The following is a 16,815-nucleotide window of genomic DNA, read 5'->3' on the forward strand; positions in this document are numbered from 1 at the left end:
CGCCGGGCACCTTCATGTTGACGTCGCACGTCGGCGCCGACGTGAGCCGGTGGCGAGCCGGTGGTGTGTCGGTGGCGGGCCGATGAGCGGTTTTTCATTGAACAGTTGAACTGTGGTGCCCCCGAGGGGATGGAAACCCCGTCAAGTTGGGTAAAAACGCTGTGAGCGCCCCTTACTTCGTGATTCGCTCGCTGTTGAGATTTTCCAGCCCCCGGACCTTGGGCCTCGAACCTCGGACCTTCGCGCGGAGCCGAGCAGACGATCTCCAACTGCCGTCAATCCTCAGCTCTCAGCCCCCAGTTCACCGTTTCCCGTTCTCAATTCCCAGCTCACAGAGTTCAGTTCATTCCGTTCATCCTCCGGGACGCCACCCGGTCCACTTGCCAAGCGTGTTTGCGGAGCCGACCCATGCTCAGAACCCTCAATACCGCCTACACCGACACCCGTGCCGCCGATCTGGCCTGGGCGTTGGGGCGCGAGCCGCTGCCCGCCCTCGCCGTCCTCGATCTCGAACTCACCGGCGCCAAGGTCCAGATGAGGCTTCTCGGCGCCTCCCACCAGGTGCTTCTCGAAGAGGAGCAGGGCAGTTGCTCCGAGACGGTGGCCTGCATCCCCGGCAGCAGTACGCCGTTGCCGCTCGGGGTCGCCGAGCGCGTGGGGGACTGGGAGTACGAATTCGCCGCACGCGTCGAGACGTTGTCGCAGGGCTCGTTCGCGGGGCGCGCGCAGGAACTGCTCGCGCTGGTCGCCGACCATCCGAACGGGCTCGCGGGCACGTTCCCGGGTGAACCGCACGCGTTCACGGCGATGCTCGTGCAGCGGCACGAGGGGCAGGTGGCCTGGCGGACCTGGCACGCGTATCCACAGGAGGGGGCGCTCGTGGTGACCCGGACGAGAGTCGGGGTGCGGGTGCCGGCCGCGCTGTAGCGGGGCCGGGCCGGGCCGGTGTCGGGGCCGGGGCAGTGTCGGGGGCTCGGCGCGGCGTGAGAACGTCAACGGAACGGGTGCGAACGCCGGTTACCACTCTTGTGGGTGACAAGCCGCACGGAAGTCGTGACGTAGCGTTACTGGAATGATCGACCAGTCTGTGGTCGCGCCGCCGGACAGCGCGGCGCGACTGCCCGTCCGACCGAGCGCGGGTCGCTTCCTGATTCTCGCCGTGGTCTTCGTCTGCGCCGCGTGCGGACTTGTGTACGAGCTGGAGCTGGTCGCCCTCGCGTCGTATCTGATCGGCGACTCCGTCACGCAGGCGTCGGTGGTCCTGTCCCTGATGGTCTTCGCGATGGGCCTCGGCTCGCTGCTCGCGAAGCGGCTGCGCTGCCGGGCGGCCGTCGGATTCGGTCTGGTGGAGGCGGCGCTCGCGCTGCTCGGGGGCTGCTCGGCGCTGGTGCTGTACGCGACATTCGCCTGGATGGGCGAGTCGCGGTACGCGCTGATCGGCTTCTCGCTCTCCATCGGGATCCTCATCGGCGCCGAGATCCCGCTGCTGATGACGCTCATCCAGCGCGTGTCGCGACAGGACGCGGGCGGGACCGTCGCCGATCTCTTCGCCGCGGACTATGTCGGCGCGCTGGTCGGCGGGCTCGCCTTCCCGTTCCTGCTGCTGCCGTGGTTCGGGCAGCTGACGGGCGCGCTGCTGACCGGCGCGGTCAATGTGGTGGCGGGCGGCGCGCTCGTGCTCTGGGTCTTCGGACGCGACCTGACGGGCCGTGAGCGAGGGCTGCTGCTGCTGGTGAACGTGCTGGTGCTGGCGGTGCTGGGCACCGCCGCCGTCATGGTGGACGACTTCGAGCGGGCCGCGAGGCGCGCGGTGTACGGGGACGGGGTGCGGGTCGCCGTCCAGACCGACGTCCAGGAAGTCGTCCTCACGGGCGGGCGTGAGGGGCCGCTGGACCTGTATCTGGACGGGCGGCTGCGGGTCAGCGAGCGCGACGAGTTCCGGTATCACGAGGCACTGGTGCATCCCGCGATGAGCGGCCGGCACGCGCGCGTGCTGATCCTGGGCGGCGGCGACGGGCTCGCGGCCCGCGAGGTCCTGCGCTATCCGGACGTCCGTTCGGTCACGCTCGTGGAGATGGACCCCGGCGTCGCGCGCCTGGCCCGCACGGATCCGGCGCTGGCGGGGCTGAACGGGCATGTGTACGACGACCCGCGATTCCGGGTGGAGTACGCGGACGCGTTCGCGTGGCTGCGGGGGGCGTCCGGGGCGGTGGCGTACGACGTGGTCATCTCGGACCTGCCGAATCCCGGGATCACCCCGAGCACCAAGCTCTACTCGGAGGAGTTCTACGGGCTCGCCTCACGCGTGCTCGCCAAGGGCGGACGGCTGGCGGTGCACGCGGGTCCGCCGGCGGCCCGGCCGCGTACGTACTGGACGGTGGACGCGACGCTGCGGGCGGCCGGCTTCGGCACGAGTCCGTACAGCGCCACGGGGCGGGTGGCCGGGTTCGCGGCCGGGCCGGACCGGGCGCACGACGGGAAGACGGCCGCGGAGGGGGACTGGGGGTTCGTCCTGGCCGCCGTCGGCCGGGCGCCGGGGGTGGCGCTCTCCCCGGACGCGCCCCCGCTGCGCTCGCTGGCGGCGCCGGTGCTCGAAGCGGGCGTCCTCGGGGCGGAGCGCACCCGGTTGCGCGATCTGCCGCCGTCGACGCTGGTGCATCCGCGGTACGCGGGCTGATGGGCGGTGACGGGCAGTGATGGTCCGGGTTGTGCGCGGAGAGGCGCCTGATGCGGCGGGGCTGAGTAGGCTCGGATCCCATGGAGCATGAGGCGTTCATTCCGGTTCCGGCTGAGACCCTCCGCGAGGCGCTGCGGGACCACGCCCGCGTCGCGCGCTGCGTCCCCGGACTCCAACAGGACGCGGACGCGTCGGCGGGCCCGCTCTCGGGCCGTCTGAAGGCCCGGGTGGGCGGCCACACGATCACGTACCGCGGCGCGCTGACGCTCACGGAGCGTGCGGGCGCCTTCACGGCGAAGGGCGAGGGCGCGGAGGTACGCGGTACGGGCTCCGCCAAGGTCTCCGTCCGCATCAGGCTGACGGAGACGGCCGGCGGTACGACGGTCGCCTTCACGGCCACGTGGACACCGGTGTCGGACGGCCGGCTGTCGGACATCGCGGCGTCGACGTCGGAGGCCACGGCCCGAAGACTGCTGGACCGCTTCGTCGCGGCGCTGGCGAAGCCGGGTACCGCCGCCCCTGACGGTGCGGAGGGGACGGCGGAGAGCCCCGCGGGCGGGCAGGCCCGGACCGTACCGGCCTCGGACGGAACGCCCGCCGTCGAGCCGCGTGTCGAGCCCCGAGTCGAGCCGCCTGTCGAGCCCCGTGGCGGCGAGCGGGCTCCGGGCGACGGGCCGGACTCCGGCACGGACGCGCCCGCCGCCCCCGGCCCGGACGACCTCGACCCGGACGATCCCGAACTGACCGAGCCGGGTGGCTTCGACGCGCTCGACGCGTCCGCCGAGTTCGGGGTCACCTCCTCCGGGGAGGGGGACTTCCTCGTACCGCTCGATCCGCCCGCCGAGGCCGCGCATGCCCGGCGGACCATGATCGGGCGCAGCGCCGAGGAGGTCGATCACGCGCCGCCCCGTGGGCGTTACGCGCCCGAGCAGGCGCCCGACGCCGGGGGCGCCGGGGCCGCGTTGCGGTGGGTGGCGCCCGCCGCCGCGCTCGCCATCGCGGGGGCCGTCGTCGTCGGGCGCGCGCTGCGGCGCAGGCGTTGAGCCGTGCGCCGGGCCCCGCCGGTTAGGGTCATGGCGTGAGTACGGACACGGACCAGAAGCGCGAGATCCGACTGGCGGCCGGCGACGCCGAGTTGACCATCCATCCGGCGAACGGCTGCCGCGTCGCGAGTCTGCGCGTCGGCGGTACCGAACTGCTGCGGCAGGGCGACCGCTACGGCTGCTTCCCGATGGTGCCTTGGTGCGGGCGGACCGAGGAGGGGCGGTTCCGCAACGGCGGCGTCACCCATCAACTGCCCCTCAACTCCCCGCCGCACGCCATCCACGGCACCGGCCGCGACACCTCCTGGCGCACCGCCCGCAAGGGCGAGAGCGAGGCGGCGTTCACATACGAGCTGGCCGACCCCTGGCCGTACACCGGCCGGGTCACACAGCTTTTCGAGCTGACCGACGACTCGCTGACGCTCACGCTGGGCGTCGAGACGTACGACGACTCCTTCCCCGCCCAGGCGGGCTGGCACCCGTGGTTCCTGCGCCACCTCGACGGCGCCACCGCCGATGAGGACGCCGTACGCCTCGACTTCGCCGCCGCGGCCGCGTGGCAGGAGGAGCGCGGTGCGGACCATCTGCCGACCGGGCGCCGTATCGACCCCCGGCCCGGCCCGTGGGACGACTGCTTCGGGATGCCCGACGGCGTCGAGGCGACGCTGACGTGGCCGGGGCGGCTCGAACTCAAGGTGACCAGCGCCGCCGAGTGGGCGGTCGTCTACGACGAGCAGGCCGAGGCGGTCTGTGTGGAACCGCAGACCGGCCCGCCGAACGGGCTCAACACGGCACCGCGGCTGGTCACCCCCATCGACCCCCTGGAGATCCGGGCGACCTGGAGCTGGCGCCGGCTCTGAGGAGGCTCACCAGCGGGCGCCCGGACCCCGGGCCGTAAGCTCTGGGCCATGACTGACGTACGCGCCGATCTGCTCCGGCAGATCAAGGACAAGGCCGTCGTGCACGGCAAAGTGACCCTCTCGTCCGGCATCGAGGCCGACTGGTACATCGATCTGCGCCGCATCACGCTGGACGGACAGGCCGCACCGCTGGTCGGGCAGGTCATGCTCGACACCGCCACGACCGCCGGTCTCGACTACGACTGCGTGGGTGGCCTGACCCTCGGCGCGGACCCCGTCGCGACGTCGATGCTGCACGCGTCCGCCGCGCGCGGTACGAGCCTGGACGCGTTCGTCGTACGCAAGCAGGGCAAGGCCCACGGCATGCAGCGGCGCATCGAGGGCACGGACGTGAAGGGCCGCCGCTGTCTGGTCGTGGAGGACGTGTCGACGACCGGCGGGTCCCCGCTGACCGCCGTCGAGGCGGTGCGTGAGGCCGGTGGCGAGGTCGTCGCCGTCGCCGTCATCGTCGACCGCGGCGCCGCCCGTGCCGTCGAGGCCGCGGGGGTCCGGTACGTCAGCGCGTACACCCTGCCGGACCTCGGCCTGGTCTGAGCCCGGGAGCCTCACCGTACGGAAAAGGATCTGGAAGGATGAGGGCGACAATGACGTCGCCCCCAGGTCAGGGACAGAGCACCTCACACCCGCACATACAAGGAGCGGCCCGATGCCCATCGCAACCCCCGAGGTCTACGCCGAGATGCTCGACCGGGCGAAGGCAGGCAAGTTCGCCTACCCGGCCATCAACGTGACCTCGTCCCAGACTCTGCACGCCGCGCTGCGCGGCTTCGCGGAGGCCGAGAGCGACGGCATCATCCAGATGTCCACCGGTGGTGCGGAGTTCCTCGGCGGCCAGTACAACAAGGACATGGTGACGGGCGCGGTCGCGCTCGCGGAGTTCGCGCACATCGTGGCCGCGAAGTACGACATCACGGTCGCGCTGCACACCGACCACTGCCCCAAGGACAAGCTGGACACCTACGTGCGTCCGCTCCTCGACGTCTCCGCGGAGCGCGTCAAGGCCGGCCGGAACCCGCTGTTCCAGTCGCACATGTGGGACGGCTCCGCCGAGACCCTCGCCGACAACCTCGCCATCGGCGAGGAGCTGCTCGCGAAGGCCGCCGCCGCGAAGATCATCCTTGAGGTGGAGATCACCCCGACCGGCGGTGAGGAGGACGGAGTCACGCACGAGATCAACGACTCCCTCTACACCACCGTCGACGACGCGCTGCGCACCGCCGAGGCGCTGGGCCTGGGCGACAAGGGCCGTTACCTGCTGGCCGCGTCCTTCGGCAACGTGCACGGCGTCTACAAGCCGGGCAACGTCGTGCTCCGTCCCGAGCTGCTGAAGGACCTTCAGGAGGGCGTCGCGGGCAAGTACGGCAAGCCCGCCGGCAGCCAGCCCTTCGACTTCGTCTTCCACGGCGGCTCCGGCTCCTCCGCCGAGGAGATCGCGACGGCGCTGGAGAACGGCGTCGTGAAGATGAACCTCGACACCGACACCCAGTACGCCTTCACGCGGCCGGTCGCCGACCACGTGCTGCGCAACTACGACGGTGTGCTGAAGGTCGACGGCGAGGTCGGCTCCAAGAAGACCTACGACCCGCGCACCTGGGGCAAGCTGGCCGAGGCGGGCATGGCGAAGCGCGTGACCGAGGCGTGCGGGGCGCTGCGTTCCACGGGCACCAAGCTCAAGTAGCCGCCAAGCCCAAGCAGCCACCAGGCCCAAGCGGGCGACTGCCGTACACAGTGGGCCCGGTACCTCCTGAGGTGCCGGGTCCGTGTGCTGTTCCGAGCCGAGGAGGATCACCCACCGTGGGCTACGACTTCGACACCCCCGTCGACCGCCGCGGCACCTGGAGCGTCCAGTGGGACGGCGTCGCCGACCGCTTCGGCGTCGACGGGCTGCTCCCCTTCACCATCTCCGACATGGACTTCGCCTGTGCGCCCGAGGTGCTCGCCGCCCTTCAGGCGCGCCTGGCGCACGGCGTCCTCGGCTACACGGACTGGCGGCACGAGGACTTCCTGTCGGCGCTGCGGCACTGGTTCACCACGCGCTACGACACCGAGCTGGACACCGACCGCGTCGTGTACGCGCCGTCCGTGCTCAGCCAGGTGTCGCAGCTCCTGCGGATGTGGTCCGCCCCCGGCGACGGCGTGGTCGTCCACACCCCCACGTACGACGGTTTCCGCAAGGCGGTCACCGGGCTCGGCCGCGAGCTGCGCGGGGTGCCCGTGGGTGACACGGCGGCGCTGGAGCGGGAGCTGGCGCGCGGCGACAGCAAGGTGCTGATCCTGTGCTCGCCGCACAACCCGACGGGCCGGGTGTGGACGGAGAGCGAGCTGGCGGCGTTCGCCGGGCTCGCGGCGGCGTACGGCGTGGCGGTGATCAGCGACGAGATCCACGCCGACTTCGTGCACCCCGAATTCGTCGCGGCGGGTGGCCGCCATCTGCCGTGGACCCGGTTCGGCACCGGCCGGTGGGCCATCGTCACCTCGGCGTCGAAATCCTTCAACTTCCCGGCGCTCAGCGGCTCGTACGGCATCATCGGCGACCCGGACGACCACGCGGAGTTCATGCGCCGGATGCTGACGGCCGAGGGTCTCGCCTCCCCGGCCGTTCTCGCGCTGACGGCCCACATCACCGCGTACCGCGAGGGCGCGCCCTGGCTGGACGCGCTCAACGCGTACGTCGTGGCCAACCTCCGCACGCTCGCCGCCCGCCTCGACGCGGCCTTCCCCCAACTCGGCTGGCGCCCGCCGGAGGCCGGCTATCTGGCCTGGATAGACCTGCGGGCGCTGGGCGTGGACGACGCCGCGCTCCAGCGCGAGCTGATCGAGCGCGAGAAGGTGGCGATCATGCCGGGTACGACGTACGGCTGCGAGGGTTTCGTACGGCTCAACGTGGGCTGCCCGCGCGCCAAGGCGGAACAGGGCACGGACGCGCTGATCCGCGCGCTGGGCAGGCTCGTCGGGTAGCTCCGGCGCTTCCCGCCCGGCTCCCGTGCCCGCCACATAGCTCCTGTGCTCGCCACGTGGCGTCTCGGCGGGGATGATCCCCCTATGGACATCAGGCTGGGCACGGCCTCCGGCCGGTGGATCGTGTTGACGACAGTGCTCGGTTCCAGCATGGCGCTGCTCGACTCGACCGTCGTCAATGTCGCACTGCCGCACATCGGTGACGATCTCCACGCGAGCCTCGCCGACCTTCAGTGGACGCTCAACGCGTACATGCTCACGCTCGCCGGGCTGATCCTGCTCGGCGGGTCGCTCGGGGACCGGTACGGGCGGCGGCGGATCTTCGTGGTGGGCACCGTGTGGTTCGCCCTCGGGTCGCTGCTGTGCGGTGTCGCGCCCACCGCCGAGGTGCTGATCCTGGCGCGGGCGCTCCAGGGGGTGGGCGGGGCGCTGCTGGTGCCCGGGTCGCTGGCGCTGATCCAGGCCAGTTTCCATCCGGACGACCGGGCGCGGGCCGTGGGGCTGTGGTCGGGGTTCGGGGGTGTCGGGGCGGCCGTCGGGCCGTTCCTGGGCGGGTTCCTGGTGGACGGGCCCGGCTGGCGGTGGGTCTTCCTGCTGAACGTGCCGCTGGCCGCGATCTGTGTGCCGGTGGCGCTGCGCCACGTACCGGAGTCGCGGGATCCGGCGGCGCACGGCCGGTTCGACGTGCTCGGCGCGGTGCTGGGCGCCGTCGCGCTGGGCCTGGTGACGTACGCGCTGATCGCGAAGGTGTGGTGGGCCGGGGCCGCGGGGGTGCTGGTGGGTGCCTGGTTCGTACTGCTGGAACGGCGCCGGCCCGATCCGATGCTGCCGCCGTCGATCTTCTCCTCGCGGCTGTTCACGTCCGTCAATCTGGTGACGCTGTGTGTGTACGCGGCGTTCGGCGGGTTCTTCTTCCTGGCCGCGTTGCAGCTTCAGGTGGTCGCGGGTTACTCGGCGCTCGGCGCCGGGACGGCGCTGCTGCCCACGACCGCGCTGATGCTGCTGTTCTCCGCGAAGTCGGGTGAGCTGGGCGCGAGGATCGGGCCGCGTATCCCGCTCACGGTGGGGCCGCTTCTGTGCGCCTGCGGGCTGCTGCTGATGCTGCGGGTGGGCGGCGGCGCCGACGCCTCGTACGTACGGGACGTACTGCCCGCGCTGGTGGTGATGGGGCTCGGCATGGTGACGCTGGTCGCGCCGCTGACCGCGACGGTCCTGGCGTCCGTCGACAACTCGCGCGCGGGTCTGGCCAGCGGCATCAACAACGCGGCGGCGCGTGCCGCGGGTCTGCTCGCGGTGGCCGCGCTGCCGCTGCTGGCGGGGATGGGGCCGGAGGTGTACCGCTCGGCGACGCAGTTCGACGCGGCGTTCCACCGGGCCATGCCCCTGTGCGCGGGGGTGCTGGTGCTCGGCTCGCTGATCGCCTTCGTGGCGGTGCGTACACCGCAGGCGGCCCCCGGCGGGAAGGCCGAGGCCGCGCCCAGCCTGCCCCAGTGCAAGGTGAACTGCGGGCTCTCGTCGCCACCGCTGGAGCCGTCGACGGTGCGCAGGGGGCTGGGGGAAGGGGCGGGAGGGGGCGCGTCCACGGCGGACGCGTGAGGCGCGGCGGTACGGGGCGGGGGGCCCCGATCGCGGGTGGCGGACCCACGCCACGGACCACCCGATCGCGGGTGGCGGACCCACGCCACGGACCACCCGATCGCGGGTGGCGGACCCGCACCACGGACCACCCGATCGCGGGTGGCGGACCCGTACCACCCACCACCGCCACGGAATCCGGCGCGACCTGGGACACTCGGAACCATGGCCATCCATAAAGATCTTCTCGGGGGACCGCCCCCCACGCACCTGCCCGACGACCCCGAACCGCGCGAGCTCCTCGCGAACGGGACGGCGCCCGCCGATGTCGCGGCGAAGTATCCGACCTCGTCGCTCGCGTGGGCCCAGCTCGCCGACGACGCGTTCGAGAACGGCCGGGTGGTCGAGTCGTACGCGTACGCCCGTACCGGCTACCACCGCGGCCTCGACTCCCTGCGCCGCAGCGGCTGGAAGGGGCACGGCCCGGTGCCGTGGGAGCACGAGCCGAACCGCGGCTTCCTGCGCGCCCTGCACGCTCTCGCCCGCGCCGCGCAGGTGATCGGCGAAGAGGACGAGTACGAGCGCTGCTCCACCTTCCTGCGGGACTCCTCGGCGGCGGCGGCCGACACCCTCGGCTGAGGCCGCGGGCCGGTCCGTCGCCGGCCCCGCACCGCTTCGTCGCAGGTCCGTGGCCGTCCGAAAGGCTACGGACCTGCGGTGAGCGGTCGATACGATCGCACACGCCATCGAATCCGGTACGAGGCCCCGGCACCCTCTCCCCGTTGACTCCGGTCGAAGCAGGGGAGAAGTCCGTCTTGGGCAAGCGTGTCGTAGCCCGTCGCCGTCCGTTCGCCCGCCCCGCGCTCCTCGGTGTGTGTCTGATCGCCGTCTTCGTCGGTGGCGGCGCGGCCCTCGCGGCCCGGTCGGGGAGCGGGTCCGCGGCCGACGCCGAGGCCGGTGAGACCCGCGAGGCCCCGGCTCCCACGACCGGGGCGGCCGAGCCGCCCGCTCCGTCGCTCAGCCCCGGCAACAGCCCCGGCAACAATCCCGGCCCTCGTGATTCCGCCGGGTCCACGCGCCGTATCCCCGTCCCCGCCGACGGCCCCGGCACCTTCACGACCGCCCGCTCCACCGGTTCGCCGGTCGGCTCCGGCGACACCGTGCGCCGCTACAAGGTCCAGGTCGAGAAGGGCATCGAGCTCTCCGAGCGGCAGGCCGCCGTCGAGATCGAGACAATCCTGGCGCACCCCCAGGGGTGGACCACCGACGGCCGCAACTCCTTCCAGCTCGTCGGCTCGGGACACTCCGACTTCGACGTCAAGATAGCGACGCCGGGCACGGTGGACCGGATCTGCGGCGCCGCCGGCCTGCTCACGCGCGGCGAGGTGAACTGCACCGTCGGCCGCACCGTCGTGGTCAATCTCAAGCGGTGGGTGCTGGGGTCCGAGCAGTTCGACGGCCCGGTCACCGAGTACCGCGCGCTGATCATCAATCACGAGGTCGGCCACCGTATCGGCCGGGGTCATGTCACCTGCGGCGGTGACGGCGAGCCCGCCCCGGCGATGATGCAGCAGATCAAGGGCCTGCACGGCTGCCGTGCGAATGCATGGCCATACTCTTCGAGCGGGACGTACATCACAGGTCCGGCGGTGCCGTGAAGTCGGGATTATGATGCGAACAGGGGACCGGAGCTCCGATGCCGATTCGAAGGGGCGGACCGCTACCCGGTAGCAATATCGAGGAGACAGAGATGTCGCAGCACCCCGATGCCTCCGGAGCCGGTTCGGAAGCCCCGAATCTCGACTTCGCGGGTACGACCCCGTACGAGGACTACGTCCAGGCGGACGTCCTCACCCATCTCCAGCACCCGATGTCCGACGACCCGGGCGAGATGGTCTTCCTGGTGACCACCCAGGTGATGGAGCTGTGGTTCACCGTCATCGTCCACGAGTGGGAGACCGCGTCGCGCGCGCTGCGCGAGGACCGGGTGCCGGTCGCGGTCGACGCGCTGAAGCGCTCGGTGCGCGAGTTCGAGGCGCTGAACGCGTCGTGGACGCCGCTGGGCCAGCTGACCCCCGCGCAGTTCAACTCGTACCGCAGCGCGCTCGGTGACGGCTCCGGCTTCCAGTCGGCGATGTACCGGCGGCTGGAGTTCCTGCTCGGCGACAAGTCGGCGTCCATGCTCGTACCGCACCGGGGCGCGCCGCGTGTGTACGCGGAGCTGGAGAAGGCGCTCCAGGAGCCGAGCCTGTACGACGAGGTGCTGGGCCTGCTGTCGCGGCGCGGGCTGCCGATACCGGCGTCGGCGCTGAACCGGGACTTCACGCAGAAGTACGAGCCGTCGACGGTGATCGAGGAGGTCTGGGCCGGGATCTACGCGGAGCCCGACCAGAACGGTGAACTCATCAGGCTGGGCGAGGCGTTGACGGACGTCGCCGAGCTGGTGTGGCGCTGGCGCAACGACCATCTCGTGGCGACGCGGCGCGCGATGGGCTCCAAGACCGGGACGGGCGGCTCCGCCGGTGTCGCGTGGCTGGAGAAGCGGGCCCAGAAGAACGTGTTCCCGGAGCTGTGGACGGCGCGCAGCCATGTCTGAGGTGCCGGTGGCTTCAGAGGCCCTGTTGAAACGCGCCGCCGAGCTCGACGCCGCAGACGAACTGGCCGCGCGCCGCGAGCTGTTCGCGCTCGACGAGGACTCCGTCTACCTGGACGGCAACTCGCTCGGCGCGCTGCCCCGCCATGTGCCCGAGCGGATCCAGGACGTCATCACCCGGCAGTGGGGCGAGCTGCGCATCCGCTCCTGGACCGAGGGCGGCTGGTGGACCGCGCCGGAGCGGATCGGCGACCGGATCGCGCCGCTGGTCGGCGCGGCACCCGGCCGGATCGTGGTCGGTGACTCCACAAGTGTCAATGTCTTCAAGGCGGTTGTGGCCGCCGCGCGTATCGCCGGGGACGGCCGGGACGAGATCCTGGTCGACGCGGCGACGTTCCCGACCGACGGGTACATCGCGGAGTCGGCCGCGCGGATGACCGGCAAGCGCCTGGTGCCGGTGACCGTGGACGAGTTGCCGGGCGCGCTCGGGCCGCGTACGGCCGCCGCGCTCGTCAACCACGTCGACTTCCGTACGGGCAGGCTCCACGACCTGCCCGGCATCACGGCGGCCCTGCACGACGCGGGCGCGCTGGCGATCTGGGACGTCTGCCACAGCGCGGGCGCGCTGCCGGTCGGGCTGGACGAGCACGGGGTCGACCTGGCGGTCGGCTGCACATACAAGTACCTGAACGGCGGGCCGGGTTCACCGGCCTTCCTGTACGTCTCCGAGCGGCACCTGGCGGCCTTCGACTCACCGCTGCCGGGCTGGACCTCGCACGTCGATCCGTTCGGGATGACGCCCGGCTACTCGGCGGCGGACGGCGCGACGCGCGGCCGGGTCGGCACGCCCGACATCCTCTCCATGCTGGCGCTGGAAGCGGCGCTCGACGTGTGGGACGGCGTTTCGCCGGACGTGCTGCGGGCCAAGAGCCTGGCGCTCACGGACTTCTTCCTGCGGTGCGTGGACGCGTACGCCCCGGCGGGGCGGGTCACCTCGCTGACGCCGGTGGCGCACGTGGAGCGCGGCAGCCAGGTGGCGCTGCGGTGCGCGCAGGCGCCGGCGGTGATGGCGGAGCTGATCGCGCGCGGTGTCGTCGGCGACCTGCGACGACCGGACGTGCTGCGGTTCGGCTTCACGCCGCTGTACGTGGGCTTCCGCGACGCGGAGCGGGCGGCGCGGGTGCTGGGTGAGGTCCTGGGGGACATCCGTGGCTGAGCCGAGGTAGGTGTGGCGACAGCGGCGGGGCCGGGGGCGATTCCCCGGCCCCGCCGCTGTGCCGCTCCCGGCCGGGAACCCCGGCCGGCGAACCTCACCCACCGCCTGGGGATACCCCCACCCCGCAGATGGGTGCCTCCGTCATGGGATCGGGGCGCCCGTTCCAACAGGCTGATGGCCATGAGTACTTACGCCAGAACCGCACGCCGTCCGCGGCTGCCCGTGGTCACCGCGCTCGTCACCGCCGCCGTCTGCGCCGTGTCCCTCGGGGTGTCCGCCGCGCCCGCGCCCGCGCACGGGACCGACGGGGGCGACCGGGCCTCCGCGGGGGAGGCGCTGTCGCAGAGGCAGTTGCAGCGTGAGGTGAACCGCACGCTGAAGAAGGCCGGGTACATCGGCATCTCCGTACAGGTGCGTGACGGACAGCGCCGTACGCACGCCGTCGCCGGGGAGGCCCAACTGGGCACCGGGCGGCCGGTGTCGCACGAGGCCGGCTTCCGCGCGGCCAGCGTCACCAAGACGTTCGTGTCGACGGTCGTCCTCCAACTCGTCGCCGAGGGGCGGCTGTCGCTGGACGACACCGTGGAGAAGTGGCTGCCCGGCGTCGTGGCGGGCAACGGCAACGACGGCAGCCGCATCACGCTGCGCCATCTCCTCCAGCACACCAGCGGCGTCTACAACTACGACTTCACCGAGGACACCGGCGACACGGCGGCCGACTTCGAGCGGACCAGGTTCGACCACCACGACCCCGAGGAGGCCGTGGCCAGGGCGATGGAGCACCGGCCGGACTTCGAGCCCGCCGACCCGAACGACCCGGAGCCGAAGTGGAGTTACTCCAACACCGGCTATCTGCTCGCCGGGATGGTCATCGAGAAGGCCACGGGCAAGTCGTGGGACACGGAGGTCCGCGACCGGATCGTCCGCCCGCTGGGGCTGACACAGACGTACGCCCCCGGTGACGACCCGCGCCTCAAGGGGCCGTACACGCACACGTATCAGCAGCTTCCCGGATCCACCGGCATGACGGACACCAGCATTCGTAACGTGTCGTGGGCGTCGGCCGCGGGGCAACTGATCACCGGCGAACGCGACTTGGACCGTTTCCTGACGGCCCTTCAGCGCGGCAGACTGCTGCCGCCGGCCGAGATGGCGGAGCTGCGCGACACCGTGCCCGCCGGTGAGGACTTCCAGGTGGTCTTCCCCGGGCTGCACTACGGGCTCGGGGTGATGCGGCAGCCACTGAGCTGCGGCGGATTCCGCTGGGGACACGGCGGTGACCTGGAAGGGCAGACCATCAGGACGGCGGTGAGTGAGGACGGGCAGCGGTCGGTCGTCGTCAACGCGAGCGGCAAGATGTCGGACGACGAGTGGCTGCTGGACGCGGAGAAGGCCGTCCAGGCACTGCTCGACCGGGCGATCTGCGGCGGGGACCGGTGACGCGGCGACGGTCCGTGGTGGCCGCGCCGGGCGGGGTCGCGGTGGCGCACGCGGTGGGTGTGACCGGCGACGCGTGGGCGTCGGGGTAGGCCGCGCCGTCCCCGTTGCGGCGGGACACCGACGCCGACACCGACGCCGACGCCGACGCCGACGCCGTGCACCGCGCCGGGGCGATCGGCGTCGCGGCTGTGCGGCACGCCCCGTCGGGCGTGACCGTCGCGTACGGCGGCAGTGTCCGACCCGCGTACGGGAGCGGCGGTACGGCTGACGCCAAGTACCGTGCGGGCAGCGCGATCAAGACGCCCGTGTCGATCGTCGTCCTCCAGCGTCGTCCTCCAACTCGTGGGCGAGGGAAGGCGGCGAAGGCCCTGATCACGGGGGCGCCGACGCGTGCGGACCGAGTGCGGCGGTGGCGGGGCCGTCGGCGGTGGGGCCGGGCCGTAAACCTGTGGCGTGGATGCTGGTAGCGTCCCCGCTGATCAGGTCAATTCTGGTCTCTCATCGAAAGGTTGGAGCAGCGTGTCGGATTCCGCCGCCCATGATTCCGCTGCCGACTCCACCGACGTCGCCGCTGTCGCCCGCGACCTCGCCGAGTCCGAGGCGCTGTTCTCGCGCCCGAGGGTGGAGCCGGACGTCACCGCGGCGTACGGGGAGCACCCTGATCAGGTGGTCGACTTCTACGCGCCGCGCGGCGGGCGCGAGGGTGTGCCGCTGGTGGTCGTGCTGCACGGCGGGGCGTGGCGGGCGCCTTACGACCGGGGGCATCTGACACCGTTCGCCGGCTTCCTGGCGCGGCGCGGGTTCGCCGTCGCCAACGTGGAGTACCGGCGGGGGAGCGACGGATCCGGTGGCGGGGCCGCGGACGGATCCGGGGACGGGCCCGTCGCCGGGCGGTGGCCCGAGACCTTCGACGACATCGCCGCCGTGCTGGACGCGCTGCCCGCGCTCGTCGCCGACGCCCTCCCCCAGGCGGATCCGCGCCGGATCGTGGTCACCGGGCACTCCGCCGGTGGCCATCTCGCGCTCTGGGCCGCGGCGCGGCATGTGCTGCCCGAGGGGTCGCCGTGGCGGCTGGACGCGCCCCCGCGGCTGCGCGGTGTCGTCGCCATCGCGCCCATCGCGGACTTCACGACCGCTGTCGAGCTGGGTGTGTGCGGCGGAGCCGTCGTACAACTCCTCGGTGGGGAAGGTGAGTTGAAGGCGCGCAAGGACAGCGCGGACCCGTCGGCGCTGCTGCCCACCGGGATCGCCACCGCCGTCGTGCAGGGCCGGGACGACATCGTCGTGCCGCAGGCCGTCGCCGAGGCGTACGTCGACGCCGCGGCCAGGGCCGGGGAGATGGTCGGCATCACACTCCTGGAGGGCGTCGGGCACTACGCGCCCGTCGACCCCGGCGCGGACGCCTGCGCGGTGGTGGCCGAGGAACTGGCGCAGCTCGCGTACTGAGGGGGACTTGCGGGCTGGCGAGCTTGGGGACTTGCGGGCTTGCGGACAGAAGCTGACCGCAAGCCCTCCTACCTTCGGCACATGACCAAGAACGCGAACGTCAACCTCGTGACCGGCGCCACCGGCACCGTGGGCCGCCGGATAGTCCTCGAACTGCTCGCCCGCGGCCACTCCGTACGCGCCCTGACCCGCGACCCCGCCAAGGCCGACTTCCCCGACGGCGTCGAGGTGGTACGCGGCGACCTCGCCGACCCGGCGTCGCTCGTCCCGGCCCTGGAAGGCGTCACCGGGCTGCATCTGATCACCTTCGACGGCGGGGGTTTCGCGGCGCTGGAGACCGGGCCCGAGATCGTCGAGCTGGCGGCCCGGGCCGGTGTGCGCCGGATCACCGTGCTCAACGGCGGCGGCGACACCCCGCTCCAGGAGGCGGTCAAGGCGGGCGGCATCGCGTGGACCGTGATCATGCCCGTCGAATTCATGGCCAACGCGCTGGCGTGGGCGGAGGGCATCCGCGCCGAGGACACCGTGCGTGAGCCGTTCGTCGGCCGGCTGAGCGCCATGGTCCACGAGGGCGACATCGGTGCCGTGGCCGCCGTCGCGCTCAGCGAGGACGGGCACGGCGGCAAGTCGTACCTGATCACCGGACCCGAGGCGCTGACGATCCAGGACAAGGCGGACGCGCTGGCCGGTGCCCGCGGCCGGCGGATCCAGGTGGTGGAGCTGACCGAGGCGCAGGCACTGGAGCAGTGGCGGGCGGCCGGGCAGAGCGAGGAAGTGATCGGCTTTCTGCTGGAGATGTACGGGAACACGCCGCCCGAGGGCCGGACGCCGATCGGGACGGTGGAGGAGGTCACGGGGCGTCCCGCGCGTACGTTCGCGCAGTGGGCGGCCGAGCACGCGGACGTGTTCCTGCGCACCGCGTAGGTGCTCGCCGGAGGCTCGCGCCG

At 72.2% G+C, this 16,815-nt stretch carries 15 protein-coding genes; all 15 read left to right on the forward strand.

Features of this window, described 5'->3' with window-relative positions; translation table 11 throughout:
• Positions 1-408 precede the first annotated feature (408 nt).
• The 15 genes from P3L51_RS12860 (at position 409) to P3L51_RS12930 (ending at position 16,792) form a co-directional block, all read left to right on the forward strand.
• Positions 409-927, forward strand: a complete 519-nt coding sequence (locus P3L51_RS12860; protein WP_354605293.1) for a DUF2617 family protein — start codon at positions 409-411, stop codon at positions 925-927.
• Positions 928-1,072: 145 nt separating this feature from the next.
• The gene (locus P3L51_RS12865) at positions 1,073-2,677 is read left to right on the forward strand and encodes a polyamine aminopropyltransferase (RefSeq protein ID WP_354605294.1); all 1,605 of its coding nucleotides are present in this window, start codon (positions 1,073-1,075) and stop codon (positions 2,675-2,677) included.
• Positions 2,678-2,757: 80 nt separating this feature from the next.
• Positions 2,758-3,720: an SRPBCC family protein gene (locus tag P3L51_RS12870; RefSeq protein ID WP_354605295.1), complete on the forward strand. Its 963-nt coding sequence runs from the start codon at positions 2,758-2,760 to the stop codon at positions 3,718-3,720.
• Between the two features lie 35 nt (positions 3,721-3,755).
• Positions 3,756-4,580, forward strand: coding sequence for an aldose epimerase family protein (locus tag P3L51_RS12875; protein ID WP_354605296.1), 825 nt, complete (start codon positions 3,756-3,758; stop codon positions 4,578-4,580).
• A 48-nt stretch (positions 4,581-4,628) separates the two neighbouring features.
• Positions 4,629-5,174 carry an orotate phosphoribosyltransferase gene (pyrE, locus tag P3L51_RS12880; protein ID WP_354605297.1) on the forward strand — a complete coding sequence of 182 codons (546 nt, stop codon included), beginning with the start codon at positions 4,629-4,631 and terminating at the stop codon, positions 5,172-5,174.
• A 112-nt stretch (positions 5,175-5,286) separates the two neighbouring features.
• Positions 5,287-6,318, forward strand: a complete 1,032-nt coding sequence (gene fbaA / locus P3L51_RS12885; RefSeq protein WP_354605298.1) for a class II fructose-bisphosphate aldolase — start codon at positions 5,287-5,289, stop codon at positions 6,316-6,318.
• 116 nt (positions 6,319-6,434) lie between these two features.
• Positions 6,435-7,598, forward strand: a complete 1,164-nt coding sequence (locus P3L51_RS12890; protein ID WP_354605299.1) for a MalY/PatB family protein — start codon at positions 6,435-6,437, stop codon at positions 7,596-7,598.
• An 84-nt stretch (positions 7,599-7,682) separates the two neighbouring features.
• Positions 7,683-9,194 carry an MFS transporter gene (locus tag P3L51_RS12895; RefSeq protein ID WP_354605300.1) on the forward strand — a complete coding sequence of 504 codons (1,512 nt, stop codon included), beginning with the start codon at positions 7,683-7,685 and terminating at the stop codon, positions 9,192-9,194.
• Positions 9,195-9,398: 204 nt separating this feature from the next.
• Entirely contained in the window at positions 9,399-9,812 is a 414-nt protein-coding gene (locus tag P3L51_RS12900) for a DUF3151 domain-containing protein (protein WP_354605301.1), read from the forward strand.
• Positions 9,813-9,988: 176 nt separating this feature from the next.
• Complete coding sequence (locus tag P3L51_RS12905) at positions 9,989-10,831, forward strand: DUF3152 domain-containing protein (protein ID WP_354605302.1); 843 nt, start codon at positions 9,989-9,991, stop codon at positions 10,829-10,831.
• Between the two features lie 92 nt (positions 10,832-10,923).
• The gene (locus P3L51_RS12910; RefSeq protein WP_354605303.1) at positions 10,924-11,769 is read left to right on the forward strand and encodes a tryptophan 2,3-dioxygenase family protein; all 846 of its coding nucleotides are present in this window, start codon (positions 10,924-10,926) and stop codon (positions 11,767-11,769) included.
• A complete protein-coding gene (gene kynU / locus P3L51_RS12915) occupies positions 11,762-12,982 on the forward strand; it encodes a kynureninase (protein WP_354605304.1) in 1,221 nt (406 codons plus the stop codon). Before P3L51_RS12910 ends, kynU begins: the two co-directional genes overlap by 8 nt.
• 180 nt (positions 12,983-13,162) lie before the next feature.
• Positions 13,163-14,422 carry a serine hydrolase domain-containing protein gene (locus P3L51_RS12920; protein ID WP_354605305.1) on the forward strand — a complete coding sequence of 420 codons (1,260 nt, stop codon included), beginning with the start codon at positions 13,163-13,165 and terminating at the stop codon, positions 14,420-14,422.
• A 519-nt stretch (positions 14,423-14,941) separates the two neighbouring features.
• Positions 14,942-15,868 (forward strand): alpha/beta hydrolase, encoded by a 927-nt coding sequence (locus P3L51_RS12925; protein ID WP_354605306.1) that lies wholly within the window; start codon positions 14,942-14,944, stop codon positions 15,866-15,868.
• A gap of 81 nt (positions 15,869-15,949) precedes the next feature.
• Positions 15,950-16,792 (forward strand): NAD(P)H-binding protein, encoded by an 843-nt coding sequence (locus tag P3L51_RS12930; protein ID WP_354605307.1) that lies wholly within the window; start codon positions 15,950-15,952, stop codon positions 16,790-16,792.
• The last annotated feature ends 23 nt before the right edge of the window (positions 16,793-16,815 follow it).

Origin of the sequence: Streptomyces panacea, assembly GCF_040560175.1 — a bacterium.
GTDB lineage: Bacteria > Actinomycetota > Actinomycetes > Streptomycetales > Streptomycetaceae > Streptomyces > Streptomyces panacea.